Here is a 17,621-nt window from a genome sequence, read left to right on the forward strand (position 1 = left end):
CGGTTGCCACGGCGGAGTAGCTCGCTGCGGCAAGCTACTTACAGTTGCTGCACCAGCGCCTGCAGTTGCCGGATCAGCGGATTTTCCGCCTTCGACGCGTAAGGGGCTGCGGTAGACTGCCTGACCACCAGGGTGGTCGGTAACAGATCGTTAAACGCCTTTTGCGGTTGACTCTTCATCCTCACCAGATGATCGACCGCACGCTTGCCGATCAGATCAAAGTCCTGCATCACCGTGGTGAGTGCCGGATGGAAATACTGACTGTCAGGGGTATCGTCATAGCCAATCACCGAAACATCCTGCGGTATGCGTTTATTGATTTGCCGCAATGCGCTCATCACCCCAAGAGCCATCTGGTCGCTGGCCACCAGCATCGCCGTGATATCCGGATGCCGACTGAACAGTTCCACGGTTTTTATCCAGCCACTATTGGCGCTCCAGTCGCCGTATTCGGTATCGACTTCGGTGATGCCAGCCTGATACAGCGTGTCACGCCAACAGGCGAGGCGCAGGCGTGCCGAAATGGAGCTTTCCGGGCCGGCCAGCAAACCGAATTTCTTGTGCCCCAGTTCCAGCAGCAGGTTGACGCTGCTGGCGGTGCCGTCGCTGTGCAGAAAGCCGAGATGACACACCTGTGCGGCGGGTGGAACGTCGAGAAACAGCTGCCGGATGTCGGGGTTATCTCTGGTCAGGATTTCGGCATCGGCCTTTTCCAGCGGCAGACTCATGACCACGCTGTTGATCTTTTGCGCGCGGAATTCGTTCAGCGCCGATTGCAGGATAGGCAACTGACCGGTTTTCAACATCGTGATCGCCACCTGGTAGCCGGCCAGTTCCGCATGATGCTTGAATGATGAGGCGATTTGCGACGGGGCATGCAGCGCCAGCGAGGTGGTTATCAAGCCAAAGGTCGGCAACGCCTTGCCGGCCAGGATCTGCGCCGAGCGGTTGGGCACATAATTGAGCGTCTGCATGGCGGCCAGCACTTTCTTGCGCGTGCGTTCAGCGACGATATCCGGGTTGTTCAATACCCGTGACACGGTTTGCTGCGATACGCCAGCTTCTGTTGCCACGTCGTCCAGGGTTGCCTGACGTTTATTCATCGATTCGCTCTCTCCTTAACGGTACGCTCGGCGCCTGTGATAAGCCGCACTGTCGGGAAATGTCTAAAGAAAACATTTTATGTCGTGCGTAATACATTATCTGAAACAACCGAAAAATAGCGTGATTTGCCTCAAGAATAATAACTTACTCCATTGCTCGTGGTGACTCTGATCGTATTTACTCGATAAAAATGTATAGCGCTATACATTCCATAAACAGCAGGAAAGGATTGTTATGAAGCATCATCTTTTTGCGGTAAACGAGACGTCGCCGGACAGCGTCCTTCAGCAGGTCATTGCCCGACAGGACTGGCAAAATCCGGCGATCTGCCATCTCAACCGCTTGCCGGCTCACCCGCAGTTTCGCAGTTGGCGCGCGCTTGAACCGGCCAGGGATAACCGGCGCTCCGAGCAGCGGGCATCGCTGGATGGTGAATGGCGCTTTGTCTACCTTGCGCGGCCAGAAGCGGCCGATCCGCGCTGGCTGGCAGAGGATGGGCCGGACAGCCGCCCCGTCAGTGTGCCTTCCAATTGGCAAATGGACGGCTATGATGCACCGATTTACACCAACGTACGTTATCCGATAGCTACCACGCCGCCGTTGGTACCCGAGGATAATCCCACCGGCTGCTATTCGCGTGAGATCGCCATTCCCGCCGACTGGCTGAACAGCGGTACAACTCGCGTCATCTTCAACGGCGTTAACTCGGCATTCCACCTTTTTTGCAATGGCCGCTGGATTGGCTATTCGCAGGACAGTCGCCTGCCGGCCGAGTTTGATTTAACCGACGCGCTGCATGCCGGTGGCGGCAACCGCCTCTGTGTGATGGTGATGCGATGGAGCTCGGGAACCTGGCTGGAAGATCAGGATATGTGGCGCATGAGCGGCATCTACCGTTCGGTCTCGCTGCTGCACAAGCCAGACGCTCATCTGGCCGATTTTCAGCTGACCGCCGGGCTGGATAGCGAATATCGCCACGGCACGCTGCAGGCTTCTGTCCAGGTGGCGGTGGGCAAGACGGCGCTGAGCGGGTTACAGGTTGAACTGTCGCTGTGGCGCGGCGATGAAAGGATCGCCGGCCAACGCCAGCCGCTCGGCACCGCGGCGGTTGATGAGCGCGGTGGTTATGCCGAACGGGTGACGTTCGGGCTGCCGGTGGCGGCGCCGGATTTATGGAGCGCGGAATTGCCGCATTGCTACCGCGCCGTTATTGCCCTGTATGGCGCCGATGGACAACTGATTGAAGCCGAGGCGGCGGACACCGGCTTTCGCCGCGTCGAGATCGTCGACGGACTGCTGAAACTCAACGGTCAGCCGCTGCTGATCCGCGGCGTCAACCGGCATGAACATCATCCGCAACGCGGCCAGGCCATCAGCGAAGAGGATATGCTGCAGGATATTCTGCTGATGAAGCAGAACAACTTTAACGCGGTGCGTTGTTCGCATTATCCCAATAATCCTCGCTGGTATGAGCTTTGCGATCGTTATGGCCTGTATGTGGTGGACGAAGCCAATATCGAGACGCACGGCATGGTGCCGATGGGACGGCTCAGCGACGATCCGGCCTGGTTCCCGGCCTACAGCGCCCGAGTCACCAGAATGGTGCAGTGTAACCGCAATCATCCCTCAATCATCATCTGGTCGCTGGGCAATGAGTCGGGGCATGGCAGTCTGCATGACGCGCTGTATCGCTGGATCAAAAGTAGCGATCCTACCCGTCCGGTGCAGTATGAAGGCGGCGGCGCCAACAGCGCGGCGACGGATATCATTTGCCCGATGTATGCTCGGGTCGACGAGGATCAGCACATCCCGGCGGTACCCAAATGGTCGATAAAAAAATGGATCGGCATGCCGGGTGAACAGCGTCCGCTGATCCTGTGCGAATATGCCCACGCGATGGGTAACAGCCTCGGCAATTTTGACGAGTACTGGCGCGCATTTCGTCAGTATCCCCGGTTGCAGGGCGGGTTTATCTGGGACTGGGCCGACCAATCGCTGCTCAAGAACGATCTGCATGGCGTACCGGCGCCGGCCTATGGCGGTGACTTCAACGATACGCCGAACGATCGCCAGTTCTGCATGAACGGTCTGGTGTTTGCCGACCGCACGCCGCACCCGTCGTTGCACGAAGCCAAACAGGCGCAGCAGTTCTTCCAGTTTTCGTTGCTGAACGCGGCGCCGCTCGAGCTGGCTGTCAGCAGCGAATACCTTTTCCGCCCTAGCGACAACGAGCGGTTGCATTGGCGCATTGAACAGGATGGGCGCGAATGGCGGTCCGGTGAGCTGCCGCTGACCATTGCGCCCCAGGGGAATAGCGTGATTGTCCTGGCTGAAGCGGGTGATTTGCCGGCGAACGCCCGCGATCTCTACCTGATCGTCGAAGTTATCCAACCGCAGGCCACTGCCTGGTCGCCGGCAGGCCACCGTGTCGCATGGCAGCAGTTCCGCTTGCCGACGGCGCTGGTGTTGCCAGAGGTTGTAACAGCGGCCGGTTGCCCGCAACTGCAACGGCAGGAGGACGGGTATCGAGTTTCACTCGGCGAGCAGCAGTGGTGGGTCGACCGCGCCAGCGGTCTGTTAAGCCAATGGACGGTGGCGGGAGAGGATAAACTGATTTCGCCGTTTACCGACCAGTTCGTGCGCGCACCGCTGGATAATGACATTGGCGTCAGCGAGGTCGAGCGCTGCGATCCCAACGCCTGGGTCGAACGTTGGAAGAAGGCCGGCCTTTATGATTTGCAGCGGGTCTGCGCTCACTGCACGGCGCAGGCTTACGCGGATCGGGTGGAGATTTGCAGTACCTTCCATTACCGCTATGGTGAGGAAATCCTGATAGTCAGCCGCTGGCAGATGGTGATTGACGGTCAGGGCGCGTTAACCCTCCGCGTCGAAGGGCAGCGCGCCGAACACCTGCCCGCGCTGGCGCGTATCGGTATGGTTTTCCAGGCCACACCGGATGTCGCCGAGGTCGAATGGCTAGGATTGGGACCGCATGAGAACTATCCCGATCGCCGGCAGAGCGCCTGCTTTTCACGCTGGCGTCTGCCGCTGAGTGAAATGGTCACCCCGTATGTCTTCCCGACGGAAAATGGCCTGCGCTGCAATACCCGCGAGCTCAACTGGGCCGGTTGGCACATCGACGGATTATTCCATTTTTCCATCATGCCTTACGGCAGCAAACAGTTGATGGAGGTCGACCATTGGCATCTGCTGCGTGCCGAAGCGGGGGTCTGGATCACGCTGGATGCCCAGCATATGGGCGTCGGCGGCGACGATTCCTGGACGCCGAGCGTGCATGACGCGTGGTTGTTGAAGGACTCGCAGTGGCGTTATCAGGTCACAATCAAGCATCGGTAAGCGTGGAGGGGGGCGAGCCCCCCATTACAAAATAATAATCCAGGTGACACTATGAAACTGACTCAACTCTCGGCGCAGGAACGGCATAATTTTATTTATTTTATGCTGTTTTTCTTTTTTTACTATTTCATCATGTCGGCGTACTTTCCTTTTTTCCCGATCTGGCTGGCGGATGTCAATCATCTGACCAAGACTGAAACCGGGTTGGTTTTTTCATTTATTGCCCTGTTCGCCATTATATTTCAGGTGGCTTTCGGATTGATCTCCGACAAATTAGGCCTGCGTAAACATCTGCTGTGGGCCATTGTTATTCTTTTGATTCTGTTTGCCCCTTTCTTTATTTACGTGCTCGCCCCGTTGTTGCAATACAATATTTATGCCGGCGCGTTGGCCGGGGGGCTATACCTGGGGTTTGTGTTCTCCGGCGGTGCCGGCGCGGTAGAGGCCTATATTGAACGCGTCAGCCGTACCAATCGCTTTGAATACGGCAAAGTGCGGGTTTCGGGCTGCGTGGGCTGGGCGATTTGCGCGTCGATTACCGGGTTGTTGTTCAGCATCAATCCCAATATCACCTTCTGGATCGCCTCGGGTTTCGGCATCGTATTGGCCATTCTGCTGATTGTTTCCCGCCCGCAGCCACACCAGACCGCGCAGGTGCTGGACAAACTGGGTGCCAATCAGCGCGAGTTTTCGCTGGCGATGGCGCTGGAACTGTTAAAAATGCCGCGTTTCTGGGCCTTTTTATTATACGTGGTTGGCGTTGCCAGTATTTATGACGTGTTTGATCAGCAATTTGCCAACTTCTTCAAAGGCTTCTTTTCATCGCCCCAGCGCGGCACCGAGATTTTTGGCTTTGTGACCACCGGCGGGGAGTTGTTGAATGCCTGCATTATGTTCTGCGCTCCGTTTATCATTAACCGTATCGGTGCCAAAAACGCCTTACTGGTTGCCGGCGCCATCATGTCGCTGAGGATAATCGGCTCGTCATTTGCCAGCAGTGGCATCGAGGTGATTGTGCTGAAAACGCTGCATATGTTCGAGCTGCCATTCCTGCTGGTCGGCACCTTCAAATACATCTCTTCGGTATTCGATCCCCGGGTGTCGGCGACGCTGTTCCTGATCGGCTTTAATCTGTCGAAACAGCTTTCTGGCGTGGTGCTGTCCGCCTGGGTGGGAAGAATGTATGACTCGGTGGGGTTCCATCAGGCCTATCTGATCCTTGGCCTGATCACCAGTGTGTTTACCCTTATCTCCTATTTCACCCTGACCGGGCGCAGCCTGTCATCAACGGTCGAAGCGAATCCTGCCACGCGCTAACCTTCGCGCTCGCCCACGGTGAAGCAACAGGCCCGCTCGGGTTTCCCCGAGTGGGCTTTTCTTATCATAACGCCGGTGAACGGGGTTAACATCGCCAGTCAATGACGGCCAACGCATCGCTATGATGGCGGATTTTTACCGCGCCAATTGAGCCGCTGCGGTGAGTCATTGCCATCAGAATAAGGTTTCCAGCTGTTGTTCGACCTGATAGCCGTCATCGACCAACAGCAGCGTTTTCCACTTATCGAATGTCAGGCACGGGTGGGAGGTACCAAATACCAGGATATCGCCGGGCTGTAAGTCGTAGCCGGGGGTCAGGCTGAGCATGCAGTGTTGATCCATGATGCCGATGCTGCTTATCGCACCCGCTGGCAGCGGGAGTGCCGTTCCATGGCGATAATGGGCGACAGGCTGCGGCAAGCCGGCATCAAACGCGCAGTCACGTTTGCCGAAGTTCACCACCGCACGATGGTCTTCGGGCACCGATTGCACCATCGCCACCAGTTCCAGGGCGGAGACCAGGTCGCCCGTCAACTCGCAGGCGATGGGGTCACGCTCGATTAGCCGTTGCTGGGCCTGGTGATAAATCCCCTGGTCGTGGGTGATATAACAGCCGGGGCGGATCGCAATGCGGCACTGCGCCGGTTTTTCGGCCGTAAGCCAGGTATTGCACACCACGTCATACCACACGGAACCGGCTCCGGTGAGGATAAACTCGCCGTCCACGTAAGCCGCCATCTGGCAGGCAAGGGTGGCGGCGTCACGCAGCAGCGCCTCCACCTGGGGTTGCGGATTATCGCCGTGCAAGACGCCCTCATATAATTCCAGCCCGCGCAGACGTAACCCCGGTAAGCTGGCGATTTCCGCAGCCAGTGCCAGTGCGCTGTCTGTGCTACGACAGCCGCAGCGTCCGCCGACAACCCCCAGTTCCACCAGCACATCCAATACCTGATTTTGCTGACGAAAGAAGGCGGAAAGCGCCCGAGCATTCGCCAGACCGTCGATACAGCAGATGAAATCAACCGCGGCATAATGTGACTTCAGGCGCGAGATCAGTTGCATGTTGGCTTTACCCACCAATTGGTTAGCCATCAGCACCCGCTGAATACCGCTCGCCATGGCTGCATTTGCCTGCCAGGCGCTGCCAACGCCGATAGCCCAGGCGCCGGCCCGTTGCTGCCACTGAAAAATGGCGGGCGTCATGGTGGTTTTTCCGTGCGGTATCAGCGAGACCCCGCGCGCATTGGCATAACGCTGCATCCAGTCGATGTTGTTCATCAGGGCGGTTTTTTTAATCACCGCCGCGGGCAGACACACGTCTTCGTTGAGCACGTTGGCTGACAGATTCATCAGCGCAGATTTGTGGGGTACCAGCATCTCTGGTTGGTATTTCATAACATAATTCCTTTGATTTTTTATAGTATTCGGATTTGGTAACTTAAATTAACGAATTGAATTTATTGAATTATTTGTTACTTTTAGGATTTTTTTGAATTAAAGTACCACAATTTTATGGTGCTTTTGCGTAGTTTTTCACTGTTTTCAGCGCGTGTAAATGGTTTACTGCTGCACAGAATGCATACGGAGCGGAAGACAATGAAAGTTGACTGGTTGTTCAGGAATGTCACGGTGATTGATGGCAGCGGCGGCGAGCAATACCGCGCGGATGTGGCAGTGGCGGGCGATCGCATTGTGGATATTGCACCGGCACTCGCGGTCACTGCGCTGCAGACCATCGAGGGCGAAGGGCGGGTGCTTGCTCCGGGTTTTATTGATGTTCATACCCACGATGACACCAACGTCATCCGCATGCCGGCCTATCTGCCAAAAATAAGCCAGGGGGTAACGACGGTGATCGTTGGCAACTGCGGGATCGGTGCCGCGCTGGCGACCATCAAGGACGAGGTGCCGGATCCGATGAACCTGCTGGGCGAAAAGGCGCATTTTATCTACCCCAGCGTGGAGGCCTATGCGCACGGGGTCGAGGCCGCCAGGCCGGCGGTGAATGTGGCAACGCTGATTGGCCATACCACCTTGCGCAACAATCATATGGACGATCTCTTTCGCTCGGCGACGGCCGCAGAGATTGCCGCGATGCGCGTCCAGTTACGTGAAGGGTTACAACAGGGAGCATTGGGTTTAAGTACCGGGCTTGCCTATGCCAGCGCCTTCAACGCCAGCACCGAGGAAGTGATGGCGTTGGCGGAGGAATTGGCCGATGAGCAGGGGATTTACACCACGCACCTGCGTTCCGAATTCGAGCCGATCCTCGAGGCGCTGGATGAGGCTTTCCGTATCGGCCGTCACGCCAAAGTGCCGGTGGTGGTGTCGCACCACAAGTGCGCCGGGGCCAACAACTGGGGGCGCACCGTCGAAACGCTGGCCTTGTTTGACCGTATGCGCCAACGACAGGAGATTGGCTGCGACTGTTATCCGTATTCCGCCAGCTCTTCTACCCTCGATCTCAAGCAGGTGACCGACGAGTTCGACATCGTGATTACCTGGTCGGAACCCCATGCGGAACAGGCAGGGAAAACGCTGCAACAGATTGCCACGGACTGGCAGCTGAGCCTGCATGACGCGGCGAAGCGCCTGATGCCGGCCGGTGCGATTTATTACAACATGGATGAGCGGGATGTACGCCGGGTGCTGAGCTACCCGGTGACGATGGTAGGTTCGGACGGGCTGCCTAATGACCCGATGCCGCATCCGCGCCTGTGGGGAGCCTTTCCCCGCGTGCTGGGACATTACTGTCGCGATGAAAAGCTGTTCCCGCTCACCGTGGCGATCCACAAAATGACCGGCCTGTCCGCCGCTCGTTTTCGTCTGCCACAGCGGGGGCTGGTGAAAGTGGGCTACTACGCCGATCTGGTGTTATTCGATCCGCAAACGGTACGCGATATCGCCAGTTTTTCTGACCCCAGACAGCCGGCCGTCGGCATTGAACGGGTGATGGTGAATGGCGTGATGAGCTATGGGCCACAACGGCAGGTTATCGGGCGAGCAGGGCGTTTCCTGCGTCGTCAACGTCAGCGAGAAGGAGCATGATGATGAGTATTAAACGTTACGGGGTTGACGGCGCAACGGGAACCGGCGGGCAGCATCTGCCGTTTTCCCGTGCGGTGGCGGCGGGCGGCTGGCTGTACGTTTCCGGCCAGACACCGATGCAAAATGGCGAAGTGGTCGAAGGCGGCATTGTCGACCAGTCCCGTCTGGCGATTCAGAACTGCCTGGATATCATGGATGAGGCGGGTTATACCCTGGCGGATGTGGTGCATGTCAAAGTGATCCTGACGGATTCACGCTATTTCCAGTCGTTCAATAAAGTCTTCAGCGAAATCTTTGCTGCCAATCCTCCGGCACGTATTTGCTGTGTGGCGGATTTGGTGGTTGATTGCAAAGTTGAAATCGACGTTACCTGTTATAACGCGTCCCGCGCGTAATTAAATAAAAATATAATTTAACTTGCTAATTGAGTGCTGGAATTATTCAGCGCTCAGGTTTTCCTCTACCCTACACTCATTAACTGGCAGGATGTGAATAATGAATAGTCATATCTTTTTGGTCGGCTTTATTGTTTATGCCATTGCCATGATCTGGCTTGGCTGGTATGTATCCCGGAACCAGAAAAGTGGAGAAGATTTTTTGCTCGGCGGGCGCTCGCTGCCGTTGTTTTTAACCCTCGGTTCCACGGTCGCTACCATGGTCGGTACCGGTTCCAGCATGGGAGCCGTCGGCTTTGGCTACAGCAACGGCTGGGCGGGCATGCTCTACGGCGTCGGCGGCGCCATAGGGATTTTGCTGGTCGCCTGGCTATTTGCTCCGCTGCGTAAATTACGTTTTATGACCATGAGTGAAGAACTTTCTTATTATACCGGCGGTAGTCATCTGATTAAAAATATCGTCGGGTTGATGATATTTATTGCCTCAATTGGTTGGTTGGGGGCGCATATTCTCGGTGGCAGCCTCTATTTGTCATGGGCTACCGGTATTGACCTGACCGTGGCCAAATTGATTATCGCGCTGGCCTTTGCAATTTATGTGATTATCGGCGGCTACTCGGCGGTGGTCTGGACCGATACGATTCAGGCGCTGATCCTGTTCTTTGGTTTTATTCTAATGGCGATTCTGGCGGTGATTCACGTTGGCGGCTGGCAGGCGATTGAACAGGCGATGGATCCACAAGCTTTGAGCCTGTTTGCGATTGACAAGCTGGGGCTGGTTCCGGCGTTGTCGCTGGCGACGGTGATCGGTGTCGGCGTGCTGGCTACCCCATCCTATCGCCAGCGCATCTATTCGGGCAAAAACGTGTCCTCGGTGCGCCGTTCGTTTGTTTATACCGGGGTGCTGTATCTGTTTTTCTCCATTCTGCCGGCGATTATCGGCATGGCGGCCTTCACCATGAATCCGCATCTGACCAACAGTAACTATGCTTTCCTGTTCGCTACCGGTTTCCTGCCCGCCATTCTCGGCATGGTGGTGCTGATTGCCGGTTTGTCGGCCACCATGTCTTCCGCCAGTTCCGATGCCATTGCCGCCGTCGCCATTATGATGCGCGATGTTTACACCATGGTGACCGGCAGAATGCCACCGGAGAACCAGGCCATTCGGCTGTCGCGCATCATGCTGGCCGGGGTGATTGGCCTGGCGCTTATCTGCGCGCTTACCTCCAACGACATCATCAGCTATATCACCAAAATGATTTCCATGCTGATGTCCGGGCTGTTTGTCTGCTCGCTGCTCGGTCACTTCTGGCTGCGCTTTAACTGGCAGGGCGCGCTTACCGCGCTGGTCGCCGGCATGCTGACCTCGCTCGTCATTCTGGCGAAGGCCGACTGGCTGGTCTTCTGGGGGAATCCGTGCATCCCGTCGGTGGTGGTGAGCCTTGTCAGCTCGGTGTTTGTTACGCTGATGACGCCTGCCAGCACCTTGAGTCGGGAAGACGCTCTGGCGATGATCACCCGGGAACGTGAAGACCAGAGCGTGGTGTCCGTTACCGACAAAGCATCAGGCAATGCGGGGTAAGGGCATGCTCGACAATTATATTGCCATTGACTGGGGGTCGACCCAACTGCGCGCCTGGCACGTGCAGCACGGCGACTGTATCAATTCACTCAACCTCCCGGCCGGGGTAAGCCGCCTGAAAGGACAGGCACCGCGCGACATCTTCCAGCGCTACATCGCCCCCTGGCGCGGCAATCGGAACATACCGGTCATGATGGCGGGGATGATCGGCAGTGAGGCGGGCTGGCAGACAGTGCCCTACCTCCATTGTCCCGTACGGCTTGATGATATCGGCTCACAATGCCAGCGTGTTGATGAGAATGTCTGGATTGTGCCGGGGCTGAAAACCGTGCGCGATGGCGCCTGCAACGTGATGCGCGGTGAGGAAACGCAGCTGCTTGGCGCAGCACAGCTGTCGCCTGCCAGCTGTTACGTGCTGCCGGGTACGCACTGCAAATGGGTGTGGTCACAGCAGGCCAGCATTGAGGATTTCACCACGGTGATGACGGGGGAACTGCACCATTTATTATTGAGTCATTCACTGATTGGTCACGCGCTGCCGGAACAGCTAGATGATGTAGCGGCGTTCCGCCGGGGGCTGGCAACCGGTGTGGATTCTCCCGCATTGCTGCCAAAGCTGTTTGAAACCCGCGCCCGCTGGCTGTTGGGGGAGCTGAAAAAGGAATCGGTCAGTGATTATCTGTCGGGCTTGCTGATTGGTGCCGAGGTAGCAACGCAGACGGGGCAGCGGCAACCGTCATCGGCCACGCTGGTTGGCGCAGAGCGATTGCTGATGCGCTACCAGGCAGCCTTCGATCTGCTGGGAATAACGGTAAGCCAATGTTCGGGCGACACCGCGTTTTTGCAGGGAATAAAGAGGATAATCAATGACGGATATTAAGCTAATTGCCATCTTGCGCGGCATCAGGCCAGAAGAGGCTGCCGACCATGTTGCGGCCTTGATTGACGCAGGCCTGCGCTACATCGAAATTCCACTCAACTCCCCCGGTTGGCAACAAAGCATACCGCAGATGGTGCGCCGGTATGGTCAGCAGGCGACGATCGGCGCCGGAACGGTGCTGAATATCGAGCAGGTGGATTGGCTGGCCAAGGCTGGAGCAAGACTGATTGTCACGCCCAATACGCAACCCGCAGTCATTCGCCGGGCCGTGGAGCATGACATGCTGGTGTGTGCCGGCTGTGCCACCGCCAGCGAAGCCTTTACTGCGCTTGAGGCCGGCGCGCAGTGCCTGAAAATCTTTCCCTCAGCCGCTTTTGGGCCGGCGTACATCAGCGCACTGAAAGCGGTGCTGCCGCCTGAGGTATCGGTGTTGGCTGTCGGCGGTGTAACGCCGGACAATATTGTCGATTACCTGCGGGCGGGCTGCTGTGGCGCCGGGTTGGGTAGCGATCTGTATCGTGCCGGGCAAAGCGTACAGCAAACCGCAGCGCAGGCCCGACGATTTATTGCCGCCTGCGGTTAATCTCCTAGAGGCTGGCGGTCATCGTGGTTTTCACGGTGACTGTCCAGCGCCAGCTTGATGCGGCGCAACCGATCCTTTGCCTGCGCCTTGTTTGCCATCGCCAGTTCGGTTGCCAGCACGTCCACCATCGCCAGCATCGCATAGCGCGAAGTGCTGGGTTTAAAGATATAGTCGTTTTCACGCACCACCAGCGGCAACACCAGATCGGCCTGCTCGGCCAGCGGCGTATCCGGTGGGGTGATGGCAATCACCTTGGCTCCATATTGACGGGCAATGGCCGCGCTGTTGGTCAGTTCACTGGCATGGCCGCCGAGCGAAAGGGCAATCACCACATCCTTCGGCGCCACCGCCGCACACATCATCCGCACCAGCAGCCCATCATTCTGATGGACGACCGGCAGCCCGAGGCGAAAGAGACGATGCTGTAACTCTTGAGCACAAATGGTGGAGCCGCCGCCCATGCCAATTGCCAGGATTTGCCGAGCCTGGCTCAACCACGGCACCGCCAACTGCAACGCTTCGGTATCCAGGGCGCGTCGGTTGGTTTCCAGCACGCTAATGATAGATTCATAAATGCCCTGTACGCCCTCAAGATCCGGTACATCCAGAATAAAGCGCTGTCCCACCGCCAGCGACTGGGCCAGACGCATCTTGAGTTCGCGAAAATCCTTGCAGCCCAGGGTTCTGGCGAAACGGGTGATTGAGGCCTGGCTGGTGTCGGTGTGGTGCGCCAGGCTGGCGATAGGCAGCTCGGCGGCAGTGGCAACATCGTCCAGAATAAAACGCGCAATGCGTTTTTCTGTCGCTGTCAGTGCCATGAAACGCTCGGTGATGCAGGAGATTATGTCGATGCTGTAGGTCATTAGACGGTATCAAGGTAGTGGGAAACTACGATCCTTTTTATCATGTAGGGTATTTAATGCAATAAAGCATCGGGTAAATCGTCGGTTCGGTTGGATGTTGAGATAACTCATTAATAATAAAAACTTTCGCGGTACGGGGCGGCGAAATCCTGTTATCAGGGCGGAGCATTTCCCTGCTCAGGGTCAGGCTGGGCTCAGCGCATCCAGCCGATGGGCGCCACGGCGGGGGAATCGCCGGATAAAAATCACTAGACAAACGTTATATTTGCAAGACCGCCAGCGCGGCAGCCAAAGGCATCGTTATTTGATGGGTAAAACTGGGCCTGTCAGGGATTCACCAATCACACAAAAGCAAAAAGCCCGCTTAAGTTTCCTTAAGCGGGCTTCTCTAAATATGGCTCCTCTGACTGGGATCGCCTTTGCCAGTAACTGGCTAATAAGTAAGCTAAACCTGAATTACCGTTCTGTCAAGACCACCAGAATGACCACCATAAATGTACATGGATGCGTACATATGAATAACATAACGATTGCTGGTAATAGTAAGCACCTAAAGTTATCAACTCTCAATACTACCGACACCATCCTATACATACGAAAAAATTAATGACTAAAGCCTTAGCATATTAGTGTTAAACATTTTCTCAACTCACACCCTCTTTTATTTTTTGGCAAAGATAGGGTCGGAATGTCTAAAAGCCATAATGGCTGCAAAAAGAACGATAACATTTTTTTAATTCAGCGGATTTATTAGCATTCGCGCTTGAAGAATAAAAAACATCAAAATATTTTGAGAATGTTTTTTTATCTTTTCTAAGATCTCCAGTCCATTCAAATTGTTGAGCAATCCCATCAAGAAGGAGGTTGAAAATTTCATCATTTAATTCTTTTACAACATTATCACATACTGAAATAATAGACTGTATTGCATCATAACTAATAATAATTGGTTTTTCTAAAAAAGTATAATGTTGTTCAAGGCCAAGTTTTAAAGCATTTTTTGTACCTAATAAACCTGAACGATGTACTATACAATGCCGTAGTTGGCATACTTGTTCATACTTCTGCAAAGCAGATATTACTGATGGTGATTTTTGTCTATCTATACGTAATCCGGTAAATATTTTAATGGTGTCAAGTATATTTGATTCAGAGATGAATGTGGCATCTTCTAATAAAGCTTCTGGTAGAATGCTTTTTTCATGATAAACAGCTGCAGCATAGCTTACGTTATTTTTGAAACTGAATGACCTTGCTTGTTTATCAACAATCAATACTCTGCGTATAATACAACGACAATAGCTTTCAACTAATGATATAAATCCCAGCATAATAAGATTCACAAGCAATTTCCATTCATCTGATTCGCTTGGTTCACCTAGTAATCTGATATGAATGTTTTTTTTACTATTGTAAATATCTATAGCAGAAAATTGAGGTTCTTGATAACTTTGATCAAAAAAATTTATTGTATTAATGTTTGGCGTGACTTTTTGTCCAGATATATTATATGAGAATTTATTGTTATTCATGATTTTTTCTGCCATTTAAGCTAAAAACTCGTTAACCCAAGAGCGAACTTTAAATTCTAATGCTGCAGCTCTTTTCTGAGCTACTTGTCTAACTTTCATAAATTCTGTCGCAGTGTTTTTAGATGAAATAACATCCTCAACTGTTTTGAAATTAGTTTGTTGGATTACTGCCTTTTGGAATTTTGTTAAAGGTAGTTCAAGTAAGTTTTTCTTCATACACAAACGAAAAGATGATTCATCGATAAGTTCTTTACCGCAGTTATGACAGAATTTCTGATTGTCCGATAACCGTTTTTCACCACAATTAGAGCAGTTTGGTAATGTTAACGATATTTTTTCAAAATGTTCCTTAGGCAATAACGAAAAAACAGACCTTCGCAGGGGATGTTTTTCAGAACGAAATGTTAATATTTCAACCAGTCTCGTTGCACTAAATCCTCGGCTAATTGAAAACGTTTTTTCCTTTATAAGGAAAGCATAATGTGGTGTAAAACGGCGTAATTTTCTCTCGCGGCCATGCGAGGTGCTAGTATATTCATAAAGGAGACCTGCTTCAATTAAGAAACTAATTATTCTTTCTATTTTGTCAGAATCCATATCTTCAATACCGACTGAAACTGTTTTTTTATAATTAGCCTTATCCTTTTGTATGTTTTCATAATTTATTGTTTTTAAATCCATCAATATTTTATTGAAAAGCTCCCATCCGGATTTAATATATTCACCATATTGAGGTAATTTATCAATAATTGAAATATACTCGTCATAAGTGTACTTGCATCTGTCTTCAATAACATGATTGAATTTTGCCTGTTTAGTTTTAGACTTTGACTCAGAATAAGCTCTTATCAAATTAATATAAGCTCTTGGGATTCCGAATGATGCATAAATAAGAAGGGTGTTTATATCTTTATCTTCAACGACTTGGTTGTTAAATCTTTCCTTGACGAGCGCATACATAAAATCTATGTATTCACTTTGTTCAACGTCTTGCCATATTAATACAGGTTCAGCATCTTGACCTAAATGAAATCTTGGGCCATATTGCGTAGTGCCTGGATATACTGATGCCTTAGGTGATATTCTTGAAGTCTTAATGCTCCTGAAAATATCGAAAAACTCGACCATATATTCTTTTGTTAAGGTAAGTGCAGCATCATCAAAGAACAGAACGGATCTTTTTCTGTTTTGTGAATTTGCACAGGTATCAATTATTGATTGAACAATATCAATATTTAGTGATGTAATTATATTGTTATGCTCTGGCAAATAATTCTGCTTCTCAATATCTATAATGAAGTTTTTAATATCAACTATAGAAATATCATCAAAAGGGAAAATATCATAATCCTCATGACATGCATTTATTATCTTGGCGAGGACCCATGTGTGAAAAATCTCGATAGCATTTGAAGTTTCATGAATGTATGTTTCTAGACGTAGATAATGATTAAACGACACATATAGTGGAAGAGGAAGTGATTTATTTTTCCTGCATTCAAGATAAGCGTGTCGCATATAATGAGTTTTACCAGAGCCTCTCGGTCCAACCAAGAGTTTTGCTCCAACTTGCGTTAGTTTTTTTTGTACTGAGTAAAAATGGCTATTATTTGGAGACCAACGTACAAGGACATCGTCCGGAAGGTAGTCTGCTCTTTCCTCAAACTCAAAGCTGTCAAGATCGTCTGGGAGATTTTCGATATGGTTTGTAGTCATAAACAATCTCTTTGATTGTAAACAGGAATTTAGTTAAGATAACACAAGGATTTAATAAACAGTAGAATTATAAATAAGTGGTTGAATTTAAACAGTTTTATACAGAGAGCAATGTCAGTGAGATGCTTGCATCCATGATTGAGCAGTCGTACCCACAAAGTTGCCTAGAGTTAAGTGCAGGAGAGGGGGCTCTAATTGATGCATTGGTGAAACGTTTTCCAGATATTAAAATAACGGCTGCAGATATTGATGCAAAGAATGTAGAGTTTCTCAATAATAAACATCCTGATGCCGTTTGTTATTATATCGATTCGACCACTCCAGAGCTATTTGCTCTTGTGCCATGTGAATCATTTGATGTTGCTGTATGCAATCCGCCATTTAAATTCATAGAAGTTAATGATTATTTATTGTCCTTAATCACAAAGATGACATCGAAGGTTATTAATGCAAAAAAAATTAGGGCGGAAATAGTTTTTTTAATCTTAAATATTATGAAGATAAAGGAAGGAGGTGAATTGGCTATAATTCTTCCGGATATGTTTTTCTCTTCAAAATCTTTTGTTTGGCTAAGGTTATTTTTAATTTCGAATTTCGAAATTAAAAAAATCATCGAATGCAATCATAAGTCATTTAAAAAAACAGAAGCTAAAACACATATCTACCACATTAAGAAAAATGTACCTTCAAAATCTCAAAGATTAGTTTTAGTGAGGAATTTTACTACAATTTCTTTAAGTTATAAGGAATTTGTAAATGAAAAAATAATTCCTCAGAATGATAGTGTTGATAATTATTTCCATCTTTTTAGAGGAAAGAAAACGGGTAAAGAATGTCGGGCGTCTAAAAAATCATTCTTCCACACTTCATCATATAGCGATCCATCAGAGTATCAAAGAGGGGAGCCGCCAGTAAACGAATGCTTGGTTAAATCTGGAGATATTTTGATCGCTAGAGTAGGAAGTAGAGTTCTAGGGAGAACCATTTTGTATGCAGGCACAGATGCTATATTAAGTGATTGCGTTTTTTGTTTGAGGATAAATGACCCGGCTCTAAGAGATTATATTTTCCAAGCATGGGAAAAAGATAAGGTTCAATGGTTAGATTATTATGCAACAGGAACGTGTGCTAAGCATATTAGTTTGGAAAATTTCAAAAGCTATATTAGAATTAAAATGAAAAAATATTTTTCATCAGACATGAAATTTGTTTATAAAAAAGAAGCAAAGTATGACTAATACTTT

13 protein-coding genes and 1 pseudogene are annotated in these 17,621 nt (G+C 51.3%); 8 read left to right on the forward strand and 6 right to left on the reverse strand.

The features are described from left to right. Positions 1 to 38: 38 nt before the first annotated feature. Entirely contained in the window at positions 39 to 1,103 is a 1,065-nt protein-coding gene (locus tag NYE85_RS12605; RefSeq protein ID WP_259005100.1) for a LacI family DNA-binding transcriptional regulator, read from the reverse strand. A 235-nt stretch (positions 1,104 to 1,338) separates the two neighbouring features. Between NYE85_RS12605 and NYE85_RS12610 the strand changes: the two genes are divergently transcribed. Together NYE85_RS12610 and NYE85_RS12615 are read left to right on the forward strand one after the other, a co-directional pair. After that, positions 1,339 to 4,461 carry a beta-galactosidase gene (locus NYE85_RS12610; RefSeq protein ID WP_259005101.1) on the forward strand — a complete coding sequence of 1,041 codons (3,123 nt, stop codon included), beginning with the start codon at positions 1,339 to 1,341 and terminating at the stop codon, positions 4,459 to 4,461. Positions 4,462 to 4,512: 51 nt separating this feature from the next. After that, positions 4,513 to 5,778 (forward strand): MFS transporter, encoded by a 1,266-nt coding sequence (locus tag NYE85_RS12615; protein WP_259005103.1) that lies wholly within the window; start codon positions 4,513 to 4,515, stop codon positions 5,776 to 5,778. Positions 5,779 to 5,952: 174 nt separating this feature from the next. Here NYE85_RS12615 and NYE85_RS12620 read toward each other — a convergent pair whose 3' ends face one another. Next, entirely contained in the window at positions 5,953 to 7,173 is a 1,221-nt protein-coding gene (locus NYE85_RS12620; protein WP_259005105.1) for an amino acid deaminase, read from the reverse strand. A gap of 201 nt (positions 7,174 to 7,374) precedes the next feature. On the opposite strand from NYE85_RS12620, the gene NYE85_RS12625 reads away from it, so the two are divergent. The 5 genes from NYE85_RS12625 (at position 7,375) to NYE85_RS12645 (ending at position 12,266) form a co-directional block, all read left to right on the forward strand. Further along, positions 7,375 to 8,826: an amidohydrolase family protein gene (locus NYE85_RS12625; protein WP_259005106.1), complete on the forward strand. Its 1,452-nt coding sequence runs from the start codon at positions 7,375 to 7,377 to the stop codon at positions 8,824 to 8,826. Between the two features lie 2 nt (positions 8,827 to 8,828). Further along, on the forward strand, positions 8,829 to 9,221 hold the full coding sequence (locus NYE85_RS12630; protein ID WP_259005107.1) for a RidA family protein: 393 nt from the start codon (positions 8,829 to 8,831) through the stop codon (positions 9,219 to 9,221). Between the two features lie 100 nt (positions 9,222 to 9,321). Then, positions 9,322 to 10,803, forward strand: coding sequence for a sodium:solute symporter family protein (locus NYE85_RS12635; RefSeq protein ID WP_259005109.1), 1,482 nt, complete (start codon positions 9,322 to 9,324; stop codon positions 10,801 to 10,803). 4 nt (positions 10,804 to 10,807) lie between these two features. Next, positions 10,808 to 11,683, forward strand: coding sequence for a 2-dehydro-3-deoxygalactonokinase (locus NYE85_RS12640; RefSeq protein ID WP_259005110.1), 876 nt, complete (start codon positions 10,808 to 10,810; stop codon positions 11,681 to 11,683). Beyond that, positions 11,670 to 12,266, forward strand: a complete 597-nt coding sequence (locus NYE85_RS12645) for a 2-dehydro-3-deoxy-6-phosphogalactonate aldolase (RefSeq protein WP_259005112.1) — start codon at positions 11,670 to 11,672, stop codon at positions 12,264 to 12,266. The genes NYE85_RS12640 and NYE85_RS12645 overlap by 14 nt, the downstream gene beginning before the upstream one ends. On the opposite strand, the gene NYE85_RS12650 is transcribed toward NYE85_RS12645, so the two are convergent. The 4 genes and pseudogenes from NYE85_RS12650 to NYE85_RS12660 form a co-directional block, all read right to left on the reverse strand. After that, entirely contained in the window at positions 12,263 to 13,129 is an 867-nt protein-coding gene (locus tag NYE85_RS12650; protein WP_259005114.1) for a MurR/RpiR family transcriptional regulator, read from the reverse strand. The two genes, NYE85_RS12645 and NYE85_RS12650, sit on opposite strands and share 4 nt — an antisense overlap. Before the next feature lie 300 nt (positions 13,130 to 13,429). Then, a pseudogene (locus tag NYE85_RS22760) lies at positions 13,430 to 13,654 on the reverse strand (hypothetical protein). A gap of 167 nt (positions 13,655 to 13,821) precedes the next feature. Then, on the reverse strand, positions 13,822 to 14,661 hold the full coding sequence (locus tag NYE85_RS12655; protein WP_259005115.1) for a hypothetical protein: 840 nt from the start codon (positions 14,659 to 14,661) through the stop codon (positions 13,822 to 13,824). 15 nt (positions 14,662 to 14,676) lie between these two features. Beyond that, positions 14,677 to 16,377, reverse strand: a complete 1,701-nt coding sequence (locus NYE85_RS12660) for a zinc ribbon domain-containing protein (RefSeq protein ID WP_259005116.1) — start codon at positions 16,375 to 16,377, stop codon at positions 14,677 to 14,679. A 77-nt stretch (positions 16,378 to 16,454) separates the two neighbouring features. On the opposite strand from NYE85_RS12660, the gene NYE85_RS12665 reads away from it, so the two are divergent. Continuing rightward, positions 16,455 to 17,615 (forward strand): N-6 DNA methylase, encoded by a 1,161-nt coding sequence (locus NYE85_RS12665; protein WP_259005117.1) that lies wholly within the window; start codon positions 16,455 to 16,457, stop codon positions 17,613 to 17,615. Positions 17,616 to 17,621 lie beyond the last annotated feature (6 nt).

Origin of the sequence: Serratia sp. AKBS12 (assembly GCF_024793895.1) — a bacterium.
GTDB lineage: Bacteria > Pseudomonadota > Gammaproteobacteria > Enterobacterales > Enterobacteriaceae > Serratia_F.

Excerpts from the sequence above, each read along its gene's own strand:
- NYE85_RS12605 (WP_259005100.1), bottom strand. The coding sequence starts at position 1,103 with ATGAATAAACGTCAGGCAACCCTGGACGACGTGGCAACAGAAGCTGGC.
- NYE85_RS12610 (WP_259005101.1), top strand. The coding sequence starts at position 1,339 with ATGAAGCATCATCTTTTTGCGGTAAACGAGACGTCGCCGGACAGCGTC.
- NYE85_RS12615 (WP_259005103.1), top strand. The coding sequence starts at position 4,513 with ATGAAACTGACTCAACTCTCGGCGCAGGAACGGCATAATTTTATTTAT.
- NYE85_RS12620 (WP_259005105.1), bottom strand. The coding sequence starts at position 7,173 with ATGAAATACCAACCAGAGATGCTGGTACCCCACAAATCTGCGCTGATG.
- NYE85_RS12625 (WP_259005106.1), top strand. The coding sequence starts at position 7,375 with ATGAAAGTTGACTGGTTGTTCAGGAATGTCACGGTGATTGATGGCAGC.
- NYE85_RS12630 (WP_259005107.1), top strand. The coding sequence starts at position 8,829 with ATGAGTATTAAACGTTACGGGGTTGACGGCGCAACGGGAACCGGCGGG.
- NYE85_RS12635 (WP_259005109.1), top strand. The coding sequence starts at position 9,322 with ATGAATAGTCATATCTTTTTGGTCGGCTTTATTGTTTATGCCATTGCC.
- NYE85_RS12640 (WP_259005110.1), top strand. The coding sequence starts at position 10,808 with ATGCTCGACAATTATATTGCCATTGACTGGGGGTCGACCCAACTGCGC.
- NYE85_RS12645 (WP_259005112.1), top strand. The coding sequence starts at position 11,670 with ATGACGGATATTAAGCTAATTGCCATCTTGCGCGGCATCAGGCCAGAA.
- NYE85_RS12650 (WP_259005114.1), bottom strand. The coding sequence starts at position 13,129 with ATGACCTACAGCATCGACATAATCTCCTGCATCACCGAGCGTTTCATG.
- NYE85_RS12655 (WP_259005115.1), bottom strand. The coding sequence starts at position 14,661 with ATGAATAACAATAAATTCTCATATAATATATCTGGACAAAAAGTCACG.
- NYE85_RS12660 (WP_259005116.1), bottom strand. The coding sequence starts at position 16,377 with ATGACTACAAACCATATCGAAAATCTCCCAGACGATCTTGACAGCTTT.